Source organism: Allobosea sp. GW821-FHT12C12 (assembly GCF_058807355.1).
The window spans coordinates 103,413-120,721 of the sequence record NZ_JBXAQP010000015.1 but is presented as its reverse complement, the minus strand read 5'-3'; the positions used below and the strand labels follow the sequence as shown (position 1 = coordinate 120,721).

The following is a 17,309-nucleotide window of genomic DNA, read 5'->3' as shown; positions in this document are numbered from 1 at the left end:
ATCGTCGAGATGAACGAGCCGAACGAGTTCTTCAAGAACCCGCAGCACGAGCGAACCAAGCTCTTCCTCAGCCAGATTCTGCACTGAGGCCGCTCGGCGCTCCGCGGGGAGCGCGCCTCCGGATTGTTTTTCAAGCGGCGCGCCGGCATCCCGGCGCGCCGTCCCGTCGTCATGGCGGCGCATTCGGGCATCGGCCCGCAGCGCCGCCGCCCTCCCGCAGGAACAAACGCGGCCGTCGTCGGTTGTCGGCTGTCAAAGGGAGGACATCTTTCATGAAGCGTATCATTCCGGCCATTCTCGCCGCCATGCTGGTCAGCGGCTCGGCCTATGCCCAGTCGATCAATCTCGGCCCCGGCGGCGTCAGCGTCGATACGCGATCGCCGCGCGAACGCGCCATCGATCGCGACATCCGTCGCGAGGAGCGGGCCCGCGAGCGTGATCGTTACGAGCGCCGGGCCGAGCGTCGCGAGTTCCGCGAGCGCCGCGGCCGCAATTGCCGCACCGTGACCACGCGCGAGGAAACCCGGCGCGGCGTCGTCCGCCGCGAGACCCGCGTCTGCGATTGATCCGCCTCAGGCGGTTAGGAGCCGCCACCTGATCGACACCGAGAACAGCCGGCCGTCGTTCCCGCGGGACCGACGGCCGGTTTTTCGCGTGCGGCCAGGAAGCGCGCCTCCTTCGATGTCGCATGCCCTGCGGAAAAAGCGCCGCACGGCCACGATCGCTCTCAGCGCAATCAAGATCGGGCTCATCGGCCTCATCGCCGGGCCGCCGGGCGCGGTCGCGCTGGTGGTCGGGGCGATGATCCTCGATCCGAAATGCGGCGCCGGCGATTCGGGGGGCTGCGCCATGGGCCTCGTCACCGCGCCGATCGCGATCGCGCCGCCGGGCTTCGCGGCGTTCGTCCTGTTCGGATCGGCGACAGTTGTGGCGCAGGCGTCCGGCCATCCGAAGGCGAGCATCGCAAAGCCGCGCAACCGGGAACGCGAGGACTGAGCGCCGGCGCGGTGCGCCCCGATAGCGCGGACGCGGCGCGACAGGAAAGTGGCGAGCCCGGCTGGATTCGAACCAGCGACCAGCAGCTTAGAAGGCTGCTGCTCTATCCATCTGAGCTACGGGCCCGTCGCGGCGGAAACTCCGCCGATCCGGAAAGACGCGCGAGCGCGTCCTGCTCGATTCAATGCGTTCGACCGCCGTTCCGGTCAATGCGTCCACTGGCCGACGCGGCCGAATTTGAAATTGTCGGAATAGGCCAGGCCGCGACGCTTGGCCTCGTGCGGCTTTTCGACCCGGAAGGGGATGCCGTTGCGGGTGGCGTAGGCGACCGCCTCGTCGCGGCTGTCGAACCAGAGCTTGAGCTGGCTCTTCATGTCGCCCGACGAGGTCCAGCCCATCAGAGGCTCGATCTCGCGCGGCCGCTCCGGCTCGTATTCGAGCAGCCAGCGCTCGGTCTGGGCCGTGCCGGACTGCATCGCGGTGCGGGCCGGGCGGTAGATGCGTGCGGTCATGGTCTCGCTCGTCGCTCCACGGGTCGCCGGCCGGACAGGCCGCATCCTCACGAGAAATGGTCGGGGCACCAGGATTCGAACCTGGGACCCTCTGCTCCCAAAGCAGATGCGCTACCGGGCTGCGCTATACCCCGAACATGGTCATCGGTCGCAAAGACCTCAGCCCCCGTCGCGCGACCTTCTCGACAGCCTGCCGCGACGGCGTTCCGCATAGCATCGAACGCCTTGCATGGGAACAGCCGAGTGACCCGCCGGCACGGCCCTCTCAGCGCTTGAACAGCCCGTGCTCGACCCTGTCGCCCGCCTTGATTCCGAGGCTCTCGCTGATGCCGCCATTGATCTCCAGCACCGACAGCACCGGCTCGCCCGAGGGAATCGTCCGGCGCGACAGCGGCTCGGTCCGTTCGGCGATCCGCGCGATCGTGCCGTCGGCCCGGATGAACAGCATGTCGAGAGGGATGAAGGTGTTCTCCATCCACATCGCGACAGGCTCGGTGCGGCCGAAATCGAACAGCATGCCGCGGTCGGGCGGAAGATAGTTGCGGTGCATCAACCCCTTGGCGCGCTGCTCGCTGGTCCGCATCACCTCGACCTGGAAGGCATGGCGCTTGCCGCCGCTGACGATGGTCAGCGCCTCCAGCCCGGCCGGCGCGCCTTGCGCGCTCGCCGCCCGCGGCGCGAAGGCGAGCACAACGCTGGCTAACCAGGCCAGGAACAGGCGTCTGAAGGCGTTCATCGACGGACACTCCACCGCGCGGCACCGCCGCAAAGGCGACAGATACCGACGATCCTCGGCTTGCGGTCAAGCATTTGCAGCACCCTCGACCGAGTTTGCGTCTTTCCTTCGTCGCGCCCTTGCGGCAGGGTCGCACGTCTGAACCGGGAGATGATCATGTTCGCTTCAAAACGCCTTTGGCAGACGCGCTCCGTTCCGCTGGCCTGCGCCCTGCTGATCGGCGTCGCGGCGAGCCCGTCGCACGCGGCCGACTTCCAGCTCGACAATGTGAAGCTGGATTTCGGCGCTTTGGTGATCTCGGCGCCGAAGCTCGACGTCAAGGGATCGACGCTGGAGCGCGAGGCTTTCGCCGCGCTGCTCGGAGCCGGCGGCGAGAGCGCGACGTCTCGTCTGGGCAAGCTCAACGCGGCGGAGATCAGCGCGCCCGAAATCGTGTTCGAGCAGATGCTCGGACCGCAGAAGCAGGTGACGCGCTATCGCGATGTCCGCTTCAGCGACGTCAGGGAGGGGCTGATCGGACGCGGCGCGGCGGCGAGCGCGACGATATCTGGAGCGATCCCGGCGGCGACCGGCGAAGCGACGCCGCCGCGTTCGGCCGGCGGCGCGCTCGGCTCGGCCGCAGGCGCGGTCGGCGGCGGCGCGACCGCCATCTCGGGCCAGTTGCTGCGCACCAGCTTCGAGGCGTTCGATGCGCGCCATCTCGCGCGCGTGCTGACCGAGAAGGCGCAGCCCGGCGCGAGCGAGCCGCTCAAGCCGCTCTTCGCCCGCTTCGAGCAGGACGGCTACACGCTCGACATGGGCAAGGCCGGCAAGATCTCGCTCGGCAAGTCGAGCGGCTCCAACTTTGCCGCCAAGGTCGGCCCCGAGCCGCTGGGCGAGGTGCTGTCGCGGCTCGCCGCCCTGAGCGAGGCGGCCGATAAGAACGCGCGCGCGCCGAAATCGGCAACGCAGCCCAAGACCGAGGACGAGAAGCGGATCGGGCTCGCCTTGCTCTCGCTCTACGACCAGGTCTCCTACGGCAACGGCGAGCTGCGCGATTTCGCGATGACGGTCACGACCCCGCCGACGCCGGGCGCCAAGGCCGAAACCGTCGACATGAAGGTCGCCCGGATCAGCTATGGCGAGACCGCGCCGGCCAAGAGCGGCTTCGCGCTCGAGGGCATGAGCTTCGCCGGCGGCGGCGCGAAGGGCCAGTTCGAGACGATCTCCTATTCCGGCTTCTCGCTCTCGCCGATGATCGAGGAGCTCAAGGCGCTGCTCGCCAGGCCCGACGCCGACCTCGACAACATCGACTTCCGCAAGTTCATCCCGACCATCGGCACGGTCCGCATGACGGGCATGACCGTCGACGCGCCGCAGCCGCCCCGCCGCGGCCAGCCGCAGCCGGCGATGAAGATCGGGCTCGGCGTGATGGAGCTGAAGGTCGGCGAGCAGCTCAACGGCGTGCCGACCGCCATGAGCCTGACGCTCGACAATCTGCTCGTGCCGGTCGTCGAGGGGCCGGGCAATCCGGCCGCGCGCGACATGATCGCCATGGGCTACCGGACGCTCGACCTCTCGGCCAGGCTCGACATGGCCTGGGACGCGGCCAAGAGCGAGCTCGGCGTCCGCTCGGTCTCGCTCGGCGGCGCCAACATGGCGAAGCTCGACATCTCGGGCATCCTCGGCAACGTCACCAAGGACCTCTTCGCCAGCGACATGGCGCTGGCGCAGGTCGCGGCGCTCGGCGCGACGATCCGCAGCGTCGAGGCGAAGCTGCAGAATCTCGGCCTGTTCGAGAAGCTGGTCGAGAACGAGGCCCGCAAGGCCAACCGCAAGCCCGAGGACATGCGCCGCGAATATGCGATGATGGCGAGCCTCGGCCTGTCGGCGATCCTCGGCCCCTCCGACGCCGCAAAGACGCTGACGGCCGCGATCTCGCGCTTCGCCGCGCAGCCGCGCGGGCTTACCGTCCAGGCGACCGCCAAGTCGGGAGCGGGGCTAGGCCTCGCCGACGTGCTGACGATCACCGAGCCGACACAGATCTTCGACAAGATCGACCTCAAGGCCAGCGCCGAGTGACGCAGGCGGCGCGTCAGCCAGGCGATCTCCTGCTGCCCGAGGATGCCGATTGGAGGCCCGGCGCGCTCGCCGCGTTGTGGGCCGGCCTGCCACTGGCGCCACGCGGCTGGCTCGCCCGGACGTTCAATCCCGACAACCAGACGCGGCTGCATCTGGCCCATCTGATCGCCCGGCGGCCAGGACAGATCGCCATCGGCGCCTACACCTACGGGCGCCCCAAGGTGCGCTTTGCCGAAAGCGGCGCCCGGCTCGTGATCGGCCGCTACGGCTCGATCGCCGACGGCGTCGAGATCCTGCTCGGCGGCAACCACCGGCTCGACTGGGTCACGACCTATCCCTTCCCGGCTTTCCCCGCGCAATGGCCCGAAGTCGCGGACCAGGCCGGCAGCGATACCACGCGCGGCGATGTCGTCATCGGCCACGATGTCTGGCTCGGCTCGCAATGCCTGATCCTCTCCGGGGTCACGATCGGCCATGGCGCGGTCGTCGGCGCGCGCGCCGTCGTGACGAAGGACGTCCCGCCCTATGCGATCGTCGCCGGCAATCCGGCGCGCGAGGTCGGCAAGCGCTTTTCGGAAGAACGGATCGCAGCCCTGCTGGCGTCGCGCTGGTGGGCACTGCCGGAGGCGAGGATCAGGACGCAGCTGCCGCTGCTGATGTCGGAGCGTATCGAGGAACTGGTCGCGGCCGTCAGCCGCGCGGATCCGGCTCCAGACCCTGACGCCGGAGCGCGCTGATCCCACGCCGCCAGGCGAGCGCCCCAGCGACGCTTCCGGCGTGCGCCATCATGCGATTCCGATTCAGGATCAGGCCATAACCGACTGTCTTGGCTGCATCTTTTAGGATCGCGCCAAGCCCCGGACGAGGCAGCCCGTATTTGGCGGCGACGTAGCGACGCGACCAGGCAAGGTGCCAGCGCGCGGTGAACCGACGGGCGGAACTCGGCTCGCTGGAGCGCCCTCGCCCGTGCAGCGCGGCCGCTCCGTCGACATGCACCAGCGCGTGGCCGGCGTCGCGCATCCGGCGGCAGAGGTCGTCATCCTCGTAGAACAGGAAGATCGCCGGATCGAAGCCGCCGAGCGCCAGGAACAGGTCGCGCCGGACCAGCAGGCAGGCACCCGACAGGAAGGGCAGACAGGCGTCGCCCTCCGGCAGCGCCATCGCGCCCTCGAGATTGAGATGGCCCGGCGAGAGCAGCGAGCGCGGCTGCAGGAACACCCGCCCCGAGGGCTCGACGATGCGCGGCGCGCAGAGCCCGGCGTCGGGATAGCGCGCGGCCGCTTCCAGCAGGGCCGCGATCGCGCCCGGCCGCACCACGAGGTCCGGGTTGACGATCAGCGCATAGGGCGTGCGGCACGCCTGAACGCCGGCGTTGTTGGCGCGGCCATAGCCCTCGTTGCGCGCGTTGGCGACGAGCTGCGCGCCATGATCCGCCGCGATGGCGCGGCTGGCGTCGGCGCTGGCGTTGTCGACGACGATCGCCGGGACGCCCTCGATGCGCAGCGCGGCCAGACACTCGCCCAGCACGGCGGCGCTGTCATGGCTCACCACGATGGCGGTGACGCGGTCCGCGATGCTGGCGAGGGTCTCTTCGGGCATGTCGGCCTTGTCGCCGGGATCGACAGGCGCAGGCAAGCTGAATTCAGCGCCGGGCGAGATGGCCGAGCTCGCGCTGGATATCGGCGCGCTCGCTCGCATCGCAGGATTTCGGGGCCTTGTAGGCCTTCACCGCGAAGCCAGAGCTCGCGGCCGCGAAGCGCGCCCGCTCCTCGCGATCGAGTCTTGCGACGATGCGGCCGCGATCGACCCTGACGCCGCAATCGAAGCCGCGCGAGACCTTTGAGGCCGCATATTCAGGCGTGCCGGGCAGCGGCCCCATGGCGGTGCAGGCCGACAGGCCGAGCGCGACCGTCGCGGCAAGGCGGAGCTTCGTCAAGGGCATCGTGATCGCGCTCAGAGCCCGTCGAATCGTCCGGCGCGGATGCCGTCCATGCGCGCTCGCGCAGGGCGGCGCGCTCCTCGCGCTCGCAGGCTTCCGGACGGATGCCCTGATTGGTCGTCCGGGCTTCCGAGACCGTGATGTAGGTCGAGCGGACGCTGGCGAGAGGCTCCGGCGTGGCGCCGCGCTGCGCCTCGGACGCGAGGAAGCGGCCGGGCGACAGAGGCAGCGCACATCGCGGATCAGCCGTTCTTCTCCGGGGCGTTGACGCGCAGATGCGCCTCGCGCAACTGTTTCGGCGAGGCTTCTGAGGGCGCGCCCATCAGCAGGTCGACGGCCTGCTGGTTCATCGGGAAGAGCGCGACCTCGCGCAGGTTCGTCGCGCCCGCCAGCAGCATGACGATGCGGTCGATGCCGGCGGCCATGCCGCCGTGGGGCGGCGCGCCGTACTGGAAGGCGCGGTACATGCCGCCGAAACGCTCGATCACCGTCGCCTCGCTGTAACCGGCGATCTCGAAGGCCTTGACCATCGCCTCGGGGCGGTGGTTGCGGATGCCGCCCGAGGCCAGCTCGTAGCCGTTGCAGGCGATGTCGTACTGGAACGCCTTGATCGTCAGCGGGTCGTCGCTCCTCAGCGACTCCAGCCCGCCCTGCGGCATCGAGAACGGGTTGTGCGAGAAGTCGACCCGTTTCTCGTCCTCGTCGTATTCGTACATCGGGAAATCGACGATCCAGGCGAAGGCATAGGCGTTCTCGTCGACCAGCCCGAGCTCGGAGCCGACCTTGTTGCGGGCGCTGCCGGCGAATTTGTGGAACTTGCCGGGGTTGCCGGCCGCGAAGAAGCAGGCGTCGCCCGGCTGCAAACCCATCTGGGCGACGATCGCGGCGACGCGCTCCGGATCGATGTTGTTGGCGATCGGCCCCTGCCCCTCGCCATCCTCCCTGATCATCAGGTAGCCGAGCCCCGGCTGGCCCTCGCCCTGCGCCCAGGAATTCATCCGGTCGCAGAAGGCGCGCGAGCCGGCCTTGGGACCGGGGATCGCCCAGACGCGGTTCTTCTCGTCCTCGAGGATGCGGGAGAAGACCTTGAAGCCGGAGCCGCGAAAGTGCTCCGAGACGTCCTGCATCACCAGCGGGTTGCGCAAATCCGGCTTGTCCGAGCCGTATTTCGCGATCGCCTCGGCATAGGGGATGCGCGGCCAGGTCCTCGTCACCGACCTGCCGCCGCCGAACTCCTCGAAGACGCCGGAGATCACCGGCTCCATGGTGGCGAAGACGTCGTCCTGCTCGACGAAGCTCATCTCGACGTCGAGTTGGTAGAACTCGCCCGGCAGACGGTCGGCGCGCGGATCCTCGTCGCGGAAGCAGGGCGCGATCTGGAAATAGCGGTCGAAGCCCGCCATCATCAGGAGCTGCTTGTACTGCTGCGGCGCCTGCGGCAGCGCGTAGAATTTTCCGGGATGCAGCCGGCTCGGCACGAGGAAGTCGCGCGCGCCTTCCGGCGAGGACGCCGTCAGGATCGGCGTCTGGAACTCGTTGAAGCCGGAATTCTTCATGCGCATGCGGATCGAGTCGATCACCTTGCCCCGCAGCATGATGTTGTTGTGCAGCTTCTCGCGGCGCAGATCGAGGAAGCGGTATTTCAGCCGCGTGTCCTCGGGGTATTCGAGATCGCCGAAGACCGGCAGCGGCAGTTCGGCCGACGGGCCCAGCACCTCGATCGCGGTCGCGAAGACCTCGACGGCGCCGGTCGCGAGGTTGGCGTTCTCGGTGCCGGCGAGCCTCGGCTTGACCTTGCCGTCGATGCGGACGACCCATTCCGAGCGGACGGCCTCGGCATCGCCGAAGGCCGGCGAATCCGGGTCGATCACGACCTGCGTCATGCCGTAATGGTCGCGCAGATCGATGAAAAGCACGCCGCCATGGTCGCGGATGCGGTGACACCAGCCCGAGAGGCGGACCTGCCGGCCGACATCGCTCTCGCGAAGGGCGCCACAGGTATGCGAACGATAGCGGTGCAGGGTCACGGAACGGGTCTCGTTGGGGCGTTGCGCACGGCCGCGCAACGCGCAAGCGGCGGCTCGCGGGTTAAGCACACGCCCATAGGCGGATTGTCAAGAACGCCCGCGACATGACGGCGTTTCGTCTGCTAAGAGGCCGGCCATGAGCCTCATCACCACGACCGCCGCCCTCGCCGACGCCTGCGCGCGGCTGGCCAGGCACCCTTTCGTCACCGTCGACACCGAGTTCCTGCGGGAGACGACCTATTATCCGAAACTCTGCCTGATCCAGCTCGCCTCGCCCGACGAGGCCGTGCTGGTCGATCCGCTCGCGCCCGATCTCGACCTCGCGCCCTTCCTGCTGCTGATGGCGAACCAGCATGTGGTCAAGGTCTTCCACGCCGCGCGGCAGGATCTCGAGATCGTCTGGATCATCGGCAGACTGATTCCGGCGCCGCTGTTCGACACGCAGGTCGCCGCGATGGTCTGCGGCTATGGCGATTCGGTCGGCTACGAGCAGCTCGCCAACGATCTCGCCAAGGCCCGCATCGACAAGTCGTCGCGCTTCACCGACTGGTCGCGCCGTCCGCTCAGCGAGGCGCAGCTCACCTATGCCGAGTCGGACGTAACCCATCTGCGCGACATCTATCTCGCGCTCTCGGCCGATATCGCCGCCAGCGGCCGAGAGGCCTGGGTCGCCGAGGAGATGTCGGTGCTGAACTCGCCCGGCACCTACGAGGTCAGGCCGGAGAACGCCTGGCAGCGGCTGAAGGGCCGCATCCGCAAGCCGAAGGAGCTGGCGCTGCTGATCGAGCTCGCCGCCTGGCGCGAGCGCGAGGCGCAAAGCCGCGACGTGCCGCGCCAGCGCGTGCTCAAGGACGACGCGCTGATGGACATCGTCCAGCGCGGCCCGCGCTCGGTCGAGGCGCTGGCCGAGCTGCGCTCGGTGCCCAACGGCTTCGAGCGCTCGCGCGTCGGGGGCGAGGTCCTGACGGCGATCGAGCGGGGTTTGGAGTTCGATCCCAAGACCCTGCCCCGGCTGGAGCGCGAGCGCGGCCGCGGCGGCAACGGCGCGGTGCTCGACCTGCTGAAAGTGCTGCTCAAGGCGGTCGCCGACGCCGAGCGCGTGGCGCCCAAGATCATCGCCTCCTCCGACGATCTGGAGGCGATCGCCTTCGACGACGAGGCCGGCGTGCCGGCGCTGCAGGGCTGGCGGCGCGAGGTCTTCGGCGAGAAGGCGCTGGCGCTGAAGAACGGCGCACTGAGCCTGAAGATCGTGCGCGGACGCGTGACCGTCGCGTAGCCGGATTCAACCCGCGACGATGTCGTGCTCGCGGCCGAGCAGTTTTGCGAGCTGCTTCAGCCGGCCCATGACACGGTCGCTGGCCAGGGCCGTCAGGTCGGACGGCAACCGCAGCACCAGCCGGCTGTCGAGGCAGGTCAGCGTGGTGCGCGACAGGATGCCGGGCATCCCGGCCGAGAGCAGATAGGCGACGCGGAAGGCGCCGGCGAGAATCTGCGACATTTCGAGCTGGCGCGGCGACAGAAGGCGGCGCAGGCCGGCGGCCGAGGGCGAATCCGTCTTCGCGCCGGCATAGCGGTGGAACACCGTCAGCGCCAGGAAGGCGCGGCCGGGATGGTCGACGCCGCTGAAGGCGGCATGCGCGATGACGTTGAGGCTCTGCTCGCCGCGATAGTCCGGATGCGCCCGCCAGCCGATGTCGGAGAGCAGACAGGCGGCCTCCTCCAGCCTGCGCGCGCCGTCTTCCTCGGGCAGGCCGGCGCTGGCGACGAGCTTTCGCGTCCAGGCGATCAGGTCGGCGGCATGGCGCGGCTCGCGCGCGCGCAGCTGGTTGTAGTCCTGCGCGCCGCGCAGGAGCGGATCGACCCTTCGCTCGTGGCCCGGCAGCAGGTCGTGCAGCATGCCTTCGCGCACGCCGCTGGCGGAGATCACCACGGCTCGCGGCCGGCCGCGCTTGATCAGGAGGTCGAGCACCAGCGCGCCGTAGGCGAGCAGCGGCCGGCGCGCCGAGGAGACCGTGTCGATCGCCTCCAGCACGGCGGCGTCCGCCCGCTCGACCAGCCGGGTGAAATCGGTCAGGTCGCGAGCCGGCACCGTGTAGCCGTGCATGACGTTGAGCGGATAGCCGGCCTGGCGCTGGTGCAGCGTCGCCAGCGCGCGCCAGGTGCCGCCGACCGCGAAGAAGTCCCTGCCGCGCATCGCCGCGACCTGCGGCAGGTCGTCGAGCTGATCGCGCACGATCTTCTCGGCCGCCTTGAGCGAGCCCTTGGAGCGGTCCATCAGCGCGAGCCCGCCGATCGGCATGCTGACGCCGGTTCCGACCCTGTCGCCATCGACCGAAACGAGTTCGAGCGAGCCGCCGCCGAGATCGCCGACGACGCCTTCGGGCTCGGCGAAACCGGAGATCACGCCGAGCCCGGAGAGAAAGGCCTCGCGATCGCCGGAGATCAGTTCGATCGGCTGGCCGATCGCGTTCTCCGCCCGTTTCAGGAACTCGGGACCGTTGGCGGCCTCGCGCGCGGCGGCCGTCGCGATGACGCGGATCGAGCCGACCTGCATCGCGTCGCACAGGATGCGGAAGCGCACCAGCGCCTCCAGTGCGCGCGCCATGGCGTCCTCGGCGAGGCGGCCGGTGGTGGCGACCTGCTTGCCCAGGCCCGCCATCTCCTTCTCGTTGAAAACCTGGGCCGGCGCGCGCGCCAGCATCTCGTAGACCACGAGACGGACGGAATTCGAGCCGATATCGACGATCGCGATGGTTTCGCCGAAGCCGAGCCGCCCGGGCGCGAAGCCCGGCAGCACGAACTGGTCAGCCCTTCCTGCCCGATTTGCGGGCGAGACTGCGGGGGCTGGAGTTAGAAAGCGATTTTCCACGTCCGGACAGGCTCGGATTGGTCATGAAATATTTATGGGCGTTGAACGACTCGTCGCCCGGGGCCGGGACAATGCGTCGCGAACCGCCATCGGGCAAGATCGTCCAGCTCTGTTCGTTGTCGAGGAAGTTCGCCTGCATGATCTGTTCGAGGAGCTGCTGATGCACGGTCGCGTTCAGGATCGGCGTCAGCGCCTCGACGCGGCGGTCGAGGTTGCGCGGCATGAGATCGGCCGAGGAGATGTAGGCCTTGGCCCTGGGCGACGGCAGGCCGTGGCCCGCCCCGAAGGCATAGACGCGGGTGTGCTCCAGGAAGCGGCCGACGATCGACTTGACCCGGATGTTCTCCGACAGGTTGGGCACGCCCGGCCGGAGGCAGCAGATGCCGCGCACGACGAAGTCGATCTCGACGCCGGCCCGGCTCGCATCGTAGAGCGCGTCGATGATCTCGGGGTCGACCAGCGAGTTGCACTTGCCCCAGATCGCGCCCTTGCGGCCCGCCTTCACATGGGCGATCTCCTCGGCGATGTCGGCGAGCAGGCGCTGCTTCAGGCCGACCGGCGAGACCGACATCTTCTCCAGCTCGGCCGGCTCGGCATAGCCGGTGATGAAGTTGAAGACGCGGGCGACGTCCTGCGACATCACCGGGTCGGCGGTGAAGAAGGACACGTCGGTATAGATGCGCGCCGTGATCGGGTGGTAGTTGCCGGTCGCGATATGGCAGTAGCTGACGAGCTGTCCGGCCTCGCGGCGCACCACCATCGAGAGCTTGGCGTGGGTCTTGAGCTCGATGAAGCCGTAGACGACCTGCACGCCGGCGCGCTCCAGATCCTTGGCCCAGCGGATGTTCGCCTCCTCGTCGAAGCGCGCCTTGAGCTCGACCAGCGCGGTGACCGACTTGCCGGCCTCGGCGGCCTCCGCCAGCGCATGCACGATCGGCGAGTTCGAGGAGGTGCGATAGAGCGTCTGCTTGATCGCGACCACCGACGGGTCGCGCGCCGCCTGCTGCAGGAACTGCACGACGACGTCGAAGCTCTCATAGGGGTGGTGGACGATCAGGTCCTTCTGGCGAATCGCGGCGAAGCAGTCGCCGCCATGCTCCCGGATGCGCTCGGGAAAGCGGGCGTTGTAGGGCTTGAACTTGAGGTCGGAGCGGTCGACCCCGACGAGCTGCGAGAGTTCGTTCAGGCCGATCATGCCCTCGATCTCGACGACCTCGTCCTGGCCGACCTTGAGCTCGCGCACGATCAGCCGGCGCAGATGCGCCGGCATGGCGGCGCTGACCTCGAGCCGGATCACGACGCCGCGGCGGCGCAGCTTCAGCATGGTCTCGAAGACGCGCACCAGATCCTCGGCCTCCTCCTCGATGTCGAGATCGGTGTCGCGGATGACCCGGAACGAGCCGGTGCCCTTCACGTCGTAGCCGGGGAAGAGCTTGCTGATGAACAGCGAGACCGTGTCCTCCAGCGTGATGAAGCGGTGCAGCCCCTCGCGCGCCAGGTCCGGCAGTTCGATGAAGCGGTCCATCTTGATCGGCACGCGGATCAGCGCGTCGAGCTGGCGCCCGTCGCTGGACCGCTCCAGCGCCAGAGCCAGGGTGAAGCCGAGATTGGGAATGAACGGGAAGGGATGGGCCGGGTCGATCGCGAGCGGCGTCAGCACGGGGAAGACGTAGTGCAGGAAATAGTCCTCGAGCCAGAGCCGCTCCCGCGGGCCGATGTCGCCGGGCGCCAGCAGGTGGATGCGGTTCTCGTGCAGATCGTGCTTGAGCTCGACCCAGCGCGCCTGCTGGTCGCCGGTCAGGGCCGTGACGGCCTTGCCGAGCGCGACGAGCTGCTCGGCCGGCGTCAGCCCGTCCTGGCTCGGCGTCACGACGCCGGCCTTGTGCTGCTCGCGCAGGCCCGAGACGCGGACCATGAAGAACTCGTCGAGATTGGCGGCCGAGATCGAGAGGAAGCGCAACTGCTCGAGCAGCGGATGGTGACGGTTCGACGCCTCCTCCATGACCCGGCGGTTGAACTGCAGCCAGGACAGCTCCCGGTTCATGAAGCGCGAGGGCGAATGGCGCGGATCGAGCGCCTCCCCGCCGGCAGGCTCGGCGACCTTGAGCTGAACAGGGTCCACGTGCATCGGCTGTTCCGTCGTCCTGATCGCTGCCTTGGCCACGCCGCTCTCCTCTGGGCTTGTTGAAGCCATCCTAGCGTGACGTTTCGATGACGCGCGCTGTCTTTCGCGTCATGATCGCGCGAAGCGCCGGCGATGTGCGCGCCGGTCCGCGGCGAGGAGTCCCCTTGCGCCGCGACAGGCTCTCCTGTTTCGTGCATATATGAACGATCCGGCGTCGATCCGTCGTCCGCCGCCGGAAAACCGTCCTTCCGCCACCCGCATCCGACAGAGGCCTTCTTGACCGACAGCGCGACCCCGCTCGACGACGGCGACATCGTCTACCCCTCCGCCGTTCCCTTCGTCCTCGTCCATCTCGCCTGCTTCGGGGCGCTCTGGAGCGGCGTCACGGCGACCTCGGTCTGGCTCGCGATCGGGCTCTACTGGCTGCGCATGTTCGCCGTCACCGGCGGCTATCACCGCTACTTCTCGCACCGGACCTACAAGACCAGCCGGTTCATGCAGTTCGCGCTGGCCGTGCTCGCGCAGTCGACGGCGCAGAAGAGCGTGCTGTGGTGGGCCTCCAAGCACCGGCACCACCACCGCCATGCCGACACCGAGCTCGACGTGCATTCGCCGGTGCATACGGGCTTCGTCTATTCGCATCTCGGCTGGATCTTCTCGAAGCAGCACCACCGCCTCGACACCTCGACCATCACGGACCTGACGAAATTCCCGGAGCTGCGGCTGCTGCATCGCTTCGAGCTCGCGCCGGCGATCGTGCTGGCGCTGATCTGCTTTGCGATCGACGGCTGGGCCGGGCTCTTCGTCGGCTTCTTCTGGTCGACCGTCGCCGTCTATCACGGCACCTTCTGCATCAACTCGCTGGCGCATGTGCACGGCGACAAGGACTATGTCACCGGCGACGAGAGCCGCAACAACTGGTGGCTCGCGGTCATCACCATGGGCGAAGGCTGGCACAACAACCACCATGCCTATCAGTACAGCGTCCGGCAGGGCTTCCGCTGGTGGCAGTGGGATCCGACCTGGTACATCATCCTCGGAGCCTCCAAACTCGGCCTGTTCTGGGACCTGAAGGCGCCGCCGCAGGCGATCGTCGAGCGCTCGCAGGGGCTGCCGCCGCGCGTGATCGAGCGTTCGGCCGAGCGGCTGGCCGCGTCGGTGCCGCTCGAACGCGCGGTCGCCGCGTTCTGGGAGGCCTATGCGGCGACGCCGAGCCTGTCCGACCTGCATCTGCCGACGATGACGCTGGCCGATCTGCGCGCCGCGCTTACCGATCTCCAGCACCGCGCCGGCGACCGCCTGGCCGAAATGCAGCAGCAGGCGCAGGATGCGTTCGCGCAGCTGCATCTGCCGGCCATGCCCGCGCTGCCGGTGCTGCCGAGCCGCGAGGAGCTGACCGAGACGGCCGCCGCGATGTTCGCGCGCACGCCCTCGCTCGACGCGATCGTGACGCGCGCCCACGACCTGCTGACCGAGGCGATGCATGCGCGCCTGGTCGCGCGGCCTGCGGCGGAACCGTCGCGCGGCTGATCACTCGTCCGGGAAGAGGACGGCCAGCGTTTCCGCCGCCAGAGCGCGGGTGACGCGCCGGCCGCGCTCGAGCGACAGCCTGTCGAGCGCGTCGACCAGCGCGCGCGCGGCGGCGAAGGAACGCTCCATGCGCAGGGCCAGCATCTCGACGATGCCGGTGTCGATGATCAATTGCCGGTCGATGAAGAGCTTCACCAGAACGGCGCGCAGCAGCGCATCGTCCGGCGGCTCGATCGTCGCGTGAGGCGCAAGCCGCAGCCGCGACAGCAGGTCGGGCAGTCTCACGCCCCACTGGTCCGGCGCCGTGCGGGCGGTCAGCAGCAGCGTGCCGTCCCGGGCCTTGAGCGCGTTCATCAGATGGAACAGGGCCGCCTCGTCGCGCGGGCCCCGGTCGCAATCCTCGACCGCGAGCGCGCCGTTCGAGGCGAGATGCTGGACGCTCTCGTCCGTCACCGCCGCGACCGGCACGATCCAGGCATGGGCGCGCCGTGCCCAGATCGCAGAGAGATGGGTCTTGCCCGCCCCTTCGGGGCCGACCAGCCTGAGCCAGGCGTCGGGCCAGGCCGGCCAGGCCTCGATCTGGTTGTAGGCGGCCTCGTTGGACGGACCGATCAGGAAATCCTCGATTCCGTGGCGGCTGTCGACCGGCAGGTCGAAGGCGAGCTGGCGCGGGCGGGCGGGCAGGTCCGACATCAATCAGCTGTCGGAGTCGACGGGCGCCTCGACGCCCACGGCCTTCATCACGTCGCCGCCATGGTAGAGATGGCTCGCCATGTATTGCCTGAGCGCGAAGCGGCAGAGCACGCCGACCACGGCCGCGAGCGGCACCGCCATCAGAAGGCCGACGAAACCGAACAGCGAGCCGAAGGCGAGCAGCGCGAACATCAGCCAGACCGGATGGACGCCGATCGAATCGCCGACGAATTTCGGCTGAAAGATGTTGCCCTCGAGGAACTGGCCCGTGGCGAAGACCGTCAGCGTCGCCAGCGGCAGCGTCCAGTCGGGCCAGAACTGCACCAGCGCGACGCCGACCGAGAGCACGAGGCCGATCAGCGAGCCGACGAACGGGATGAAGGAGAGCACGCCGCTGATGATGCCGATCAGCGCGCCGAAATTGACCCCGAGCAGGCTCAGGCCGACCGCGTAGAACACGCCGAGCAGCAGGCAGACCAGCGCCTGGCCGCGCAGGAAGCCGGCGATGGCGACATCCATTTCGTGCAGCAGGCCGCGGATCGTGTCGCGATGGTCGAGCGGCAGCCAGCCATCGACAGTGGCGCACATCCGGTCCCAATCGACCAGCAGGTAGAATGCGATCACCGGAGTCAGGATGAAGAGCGAGACCACGCCGACGATCGCTGTGCCGCCGGTCCAGAGCGAGGCCAGCACGCTGCCGGCCCATCTGGTGCCCTCGCCGACGAGATTGCCGAACGAACTCTGCGCGTCCTCGGCGAGCTTGCTGCCGCCGAGACGCTCCAGCAGCGGCGCGCCCTGCTCCAGCACCAGAGCCTGCAGCCTTGACGCCAGCGTCGGCAGTCGTTCGACGAGGCCGACGAGCTGCTGGCCGAGCAGCGGCGCGAGCAGGATCAGCGCGAGCGCGATCACCAGCAGGAACAGGCAGAGGATGACGATCGTCGCCGTCAGCCGGCCGAGCCCCATGCGCTCCAGCCGGTCGGCCAGCGGGTCGAGCAGATAGGCCAGCACCAGCGCCGCGACGAAGGGCAACATGATATCGCGCAGCAGCACGAGGAGCAGCACGAGGACGACCAGCGAGCCGAGCCAGAAGCCGATTTGACGTTGCAATGTCATCGATCAGGGTCTCTCGCGCCGGCGCTTGCGCGCGTGCAGAAATGGGTGGCGGCGGCGGAGGTTCCAAGCCGCGGCGCTGGAATGACGCGCGTCTGCCTCAAGCCGCCATGTGCCGCAGCCAGAAGGCGAGATAGGCCGCCATCGAGCCGACCGTCAACAGCGCGACCAGCAACTGGCCGAGCTGCATCGCCTGGCCCGGATCGACGCCGAAGGCCTGCGTCCCGAGCACCAGCGCCGCGAAGGCCAGTTGCGCCGCCGTGTTGAGCTTGCTGACGACGAAAGGCGAGATCACGACGGGCTTCTCCATCACCCAGGACAGGATCACGGCCGAGACGATCATCAGGTCGCGCGCCACGACCAGGATGACGAGCCAGACCGGGATCACGCCGATCACCGCGAGCGTGATGTAGATCGAGACGATCAGCGCCTTGTCGGCGACCGGATCGAGATAGGCCCCGAGCTCGCTCGCCATGTCGAAGCGCTTGGCGATGAAGCCGTCGATCGCGTCCGAGACCCCCGCCGCGACGAACAGGACGAAGGCGGCCTGCCAGCGCTGGTTGACGATCATGACGATCACCAGCGGGACCAGGATCAGCCGGCCGATGGTGATGAGGTTGGGCAGCGTCATGGCGCGAGCTTCGCGCAAACGCGACGGTGGCGCCAGCCCTGAACCGATGGAGCAAATCCGCGGAAGCGACCTGCCGGCTT

General features: G+C 68.7%; 16 protein-coding genes, 2 tRNA genes and 1 pseudogene. 7 read left to right on the top strand and 12 right to left on the bottom strand.

Annotated elements, in window-relative coordinates:
• From AC1RRW_RS19060 to AC1RRW_RS19050, 3 genes and pseudogenes are all read left to right on the top strand, one after another.
• A pseudogene (locus tag AC1RRW_RS19060) lies at positions 1–87 on the top strand (amino acid ABC transporter ATP-binding protein); the annotation flags it as partial.
• A 185-nt stretch (positions 88–272) separates the two neighbouring features.
• Positions 273–566, top strand: a complete 294-nt coding sequence (locus AC1RRW_RS19055; protein WP_492902799.1) for a hypothetical protein — start codon at positions 273–275, stop codon at positions 564–566.
• A gap of 115 nt (positions 567–681) precedes the next feature.
• Complete coding sequence (locus AC1RRW_RS19050) at positions 682–996, top strand: hypothetical protein (RefSeq protein ID WP_492902797.1); 315 nt, start codon at positions 682–684, stop codon at positions 994–996.
• A gap of 49 nt (positions 997–1,045) precedes the next feature.
• On the opposite strand, the gene AC1RRW_RS19045 is transcribed toward AC1RRW_RS19050, so the two are convergent.
• The 4 genes from AC1RRW_RS19045 to AC1RRW_RS19030 all read right to left on the bottom strand — a co-directional run bounded on the left by AC1RRW_RS19045 (position 1,046) and on the right by AC1RRW_RS19030 (position 2,244).
• A tRNA-Arg gene (locus tag AC1RRW_RS19045) sits at positions 1,046–1,122 on the bottom strand.
• An 80-nt stretch (positions 1,123–1,202) separates the two neighbouring features.
• Positions 1,203–1,508, bottom strand: coding sequence for an ETC complex I subunit (locus AC1RRW_RS19040; RefSeq protein WP_492902795.1), 306 nt, complete (start codon positions 1,506–1,508; stop codon positions 1,203–1,205).
• Positions 1,509–1,565: 57 nt separating this feature from the next.
• A tRNA-Pro gene (locus tag AC1RRW_RS19035) sits at positions 1,566–1,642 on the bottom strand.
• A gap of 131 nt (positions 1,643–1,773) precedes the next feature.
• On the bottom strand, positions 1,774–2,244 hold the full coding sequence (locus AC1RRW_RS19030; RefSeq protein WP_492902794.1) for a DUF192 domain-containing protein: 471 nt from the start codon (positions 2,242–2,244) through the stop codon (positions 1,774–1,776).
• A gap of 156 nt (positions 2,245–2,400) precedes the next feature.
• Between AC1RRW_RS19030 and AC1RRW_RS19025 the strand changes: the two genes are divergently transcribed.
• Together AC1RRW_RS19025 and AC1RRW_RS19020 are read left to right on the top strand one after the other, a co-directional pair.
• Positions 2,401–4,305 carry an aq_1923 C-terminal domain gene (locus AC1RRW_RS19025; RefSeq protein WP_492902792.1) on the top strand — a complete coding sequence of 635 codons (1,905 nt, stop codon included), beginning with the start codon at positions 2,401–2,403 and terminating at the stop codon, positions 4,303–4,305.
• 92 nt (positions 4,306–4,397) lie between these two features.
• The gene (locus AC1RRW_RS19020) at positions 4,398–5,042 is read left to right on the top strand and encodes a CatB-related O-acetyltransferase (RefSeq protein ID WP_492902806.1); all 645 of its coding nucleotides are present in this window, start codon (positions 4,398–4,400) and stop codon (positions 5,040–5,042) included.
• On the opposite strand, the gene AC1RRW_RS19015 is transcribed toward AC1RRW_RS19020, so the two are convergent.
• The 3 genes from AC1RRW_RS19015 to aspS all read right to left on the bottom strand — a co-directional run bounded on the left by AC1RRW_RS19015 (position 4,996) and on the right by aspS (position 8,265).
• Positions 4,996–5,904 (bottom strand): glycosyltransferase family 2 protein, encoded by a 909-nt coding sequence (locus AC1RRW_RS19015; protein ID WP_492902790.1) that lies wholly within the window; start codon positions 5,902–5,904, stop codon positions 4,996–4,998. The genes AC1RRW_RS19020 and AC1RRW_RS19015 overlap by 47 nt on opposite strands.
• Positions 5,905–5,947: 43 nt before the next feature.
• The gene (locus tag AC1RRW_RS19010; RefSeq protein ID WP_492902788.1) at positions 5,948–6,241 is read right to left on the bottom strand and encodes a hypothetical protein; all 294 of its coding nucleotides are present in this window, start codon (positions 6,239–6,241) and stop codon (positions 5,948–5,950) included.
• 245 nt (positions 6,242–6,486) lie between these two features.
• On the bottom strand, positions 6,487–8,265 hold the full coding sequence (gene aspS, locus AC1RRW_RS19005) for an aspartate--tRNA ligase (RefSeq protein WP_492902804.1): 1,779 nt from the start codon (positions 8,263–8,265) through the stop codon (positions 6,487–6,489).
• 142 nt (positions 8,266–8,407) lie between these two features.
• On the opposite strand from aspS, the gene rnd reads away from it, so the two are divergent.
• Positions 8,408–9,547 (top strand): ribonuclease D, encoded by a 1,140-nt coding sequence (rnd, locus tag AC1RRW_RS19000; protein ID WP_492902787.1) that lies wholly within the window; start codon positions 8,408–8,410, stop codon positions 9,545–9,547.
• Between the two features lie 6 nt (positions 9,548–9,553).
• Here rnd and ppx read toward each other — a convergent pair whose 3' ends face one another.
• On the bottom strand, positions 9,554–11,068 hold the full coding sequence (gene ppx / locus AC1RRW_RS18995; RefSeq protein ID WP_492902785.1) for an exopolyphosphatase: 1,515 nt from the start codon (positions 11,066–11,068) through the stop codon (positions 9,554–9,556).
• 7 nt (positions 11,069–11,075) lie between these two features.
• Entirely contained in the window at positions 11,076–13,334 is a 2,259-nt protein-coding gene (locus AC1RRW_RS18990) for an RNA degradosome polyphosphate kinase (protein WP_492902783.1), read from the bottom strand.
• Positions 13,335–13,541: 207 nt separating this feature from the next.
• Here AC1RRW_RS18990 and AC1RRW_RS18985 point away from each other — a divergent pair, with 207 nt between their 5' ends.
• A complete protein-coding gene (locus tag AC1RRW_RS18985; RefSeq protein WP_492902781.1) occupies positions 13,542–14,795 on the top strand; it encodes an acyl-CoA desaturase in 1,254 nt (417 codons plus the stop codon).
• Here the strand turns inward: AC1RRW_RS18985 and AC1RRW_RS18980 are convergent, their stop codons facing one another.
• From AC1RRW_RS18980 to AC1RRW_RS18970, 3 genes are all read right to left on the bottom strand, one after another.
• The gene (locus AC1RRW_RS18980) at positions 14,796–15,488 is read right to left on the bottom strand and encodes a P-loop NTPase family protein (RefSeq protein WP_492902779.1); all 693 of its coding nucleotides are present in this window, start codon (positions 15,486–15,488) and stop codon (positions 14,796–14,798) included. It abuts the gene before it with no gap.
• Positions 15,489–15,491: 3 nt separating this feature from the next.
• Positions 15,492–16,601, bottom strand: a complete 1,110-nt coding sequence (locus AC1RRW_RS18975) for an AI-2E family transporter (RefSeq protein ID WP_492902777.1) — start codon at positions 16,599–16,601, stop codon at positions 15,492–15,494.
• A gap of 97 nt (positions 16,602–16,698) precedes the next feature.
• The gene (locus AC1RRW_RS18970) at positions 16,699–17,229 is read right to left on the bottom strand and encodes a CDP-alcohol phosphatidyltransferase family protein (protein ID WP_492902775.1); all 531 of its coding nucleotides are present in this window, start codon (positions 17,227–17,229) and stop codon (positions 16,699–16,701) included.
• Positions 17,230–17,309: the final 80 nt, after the last annotated feature.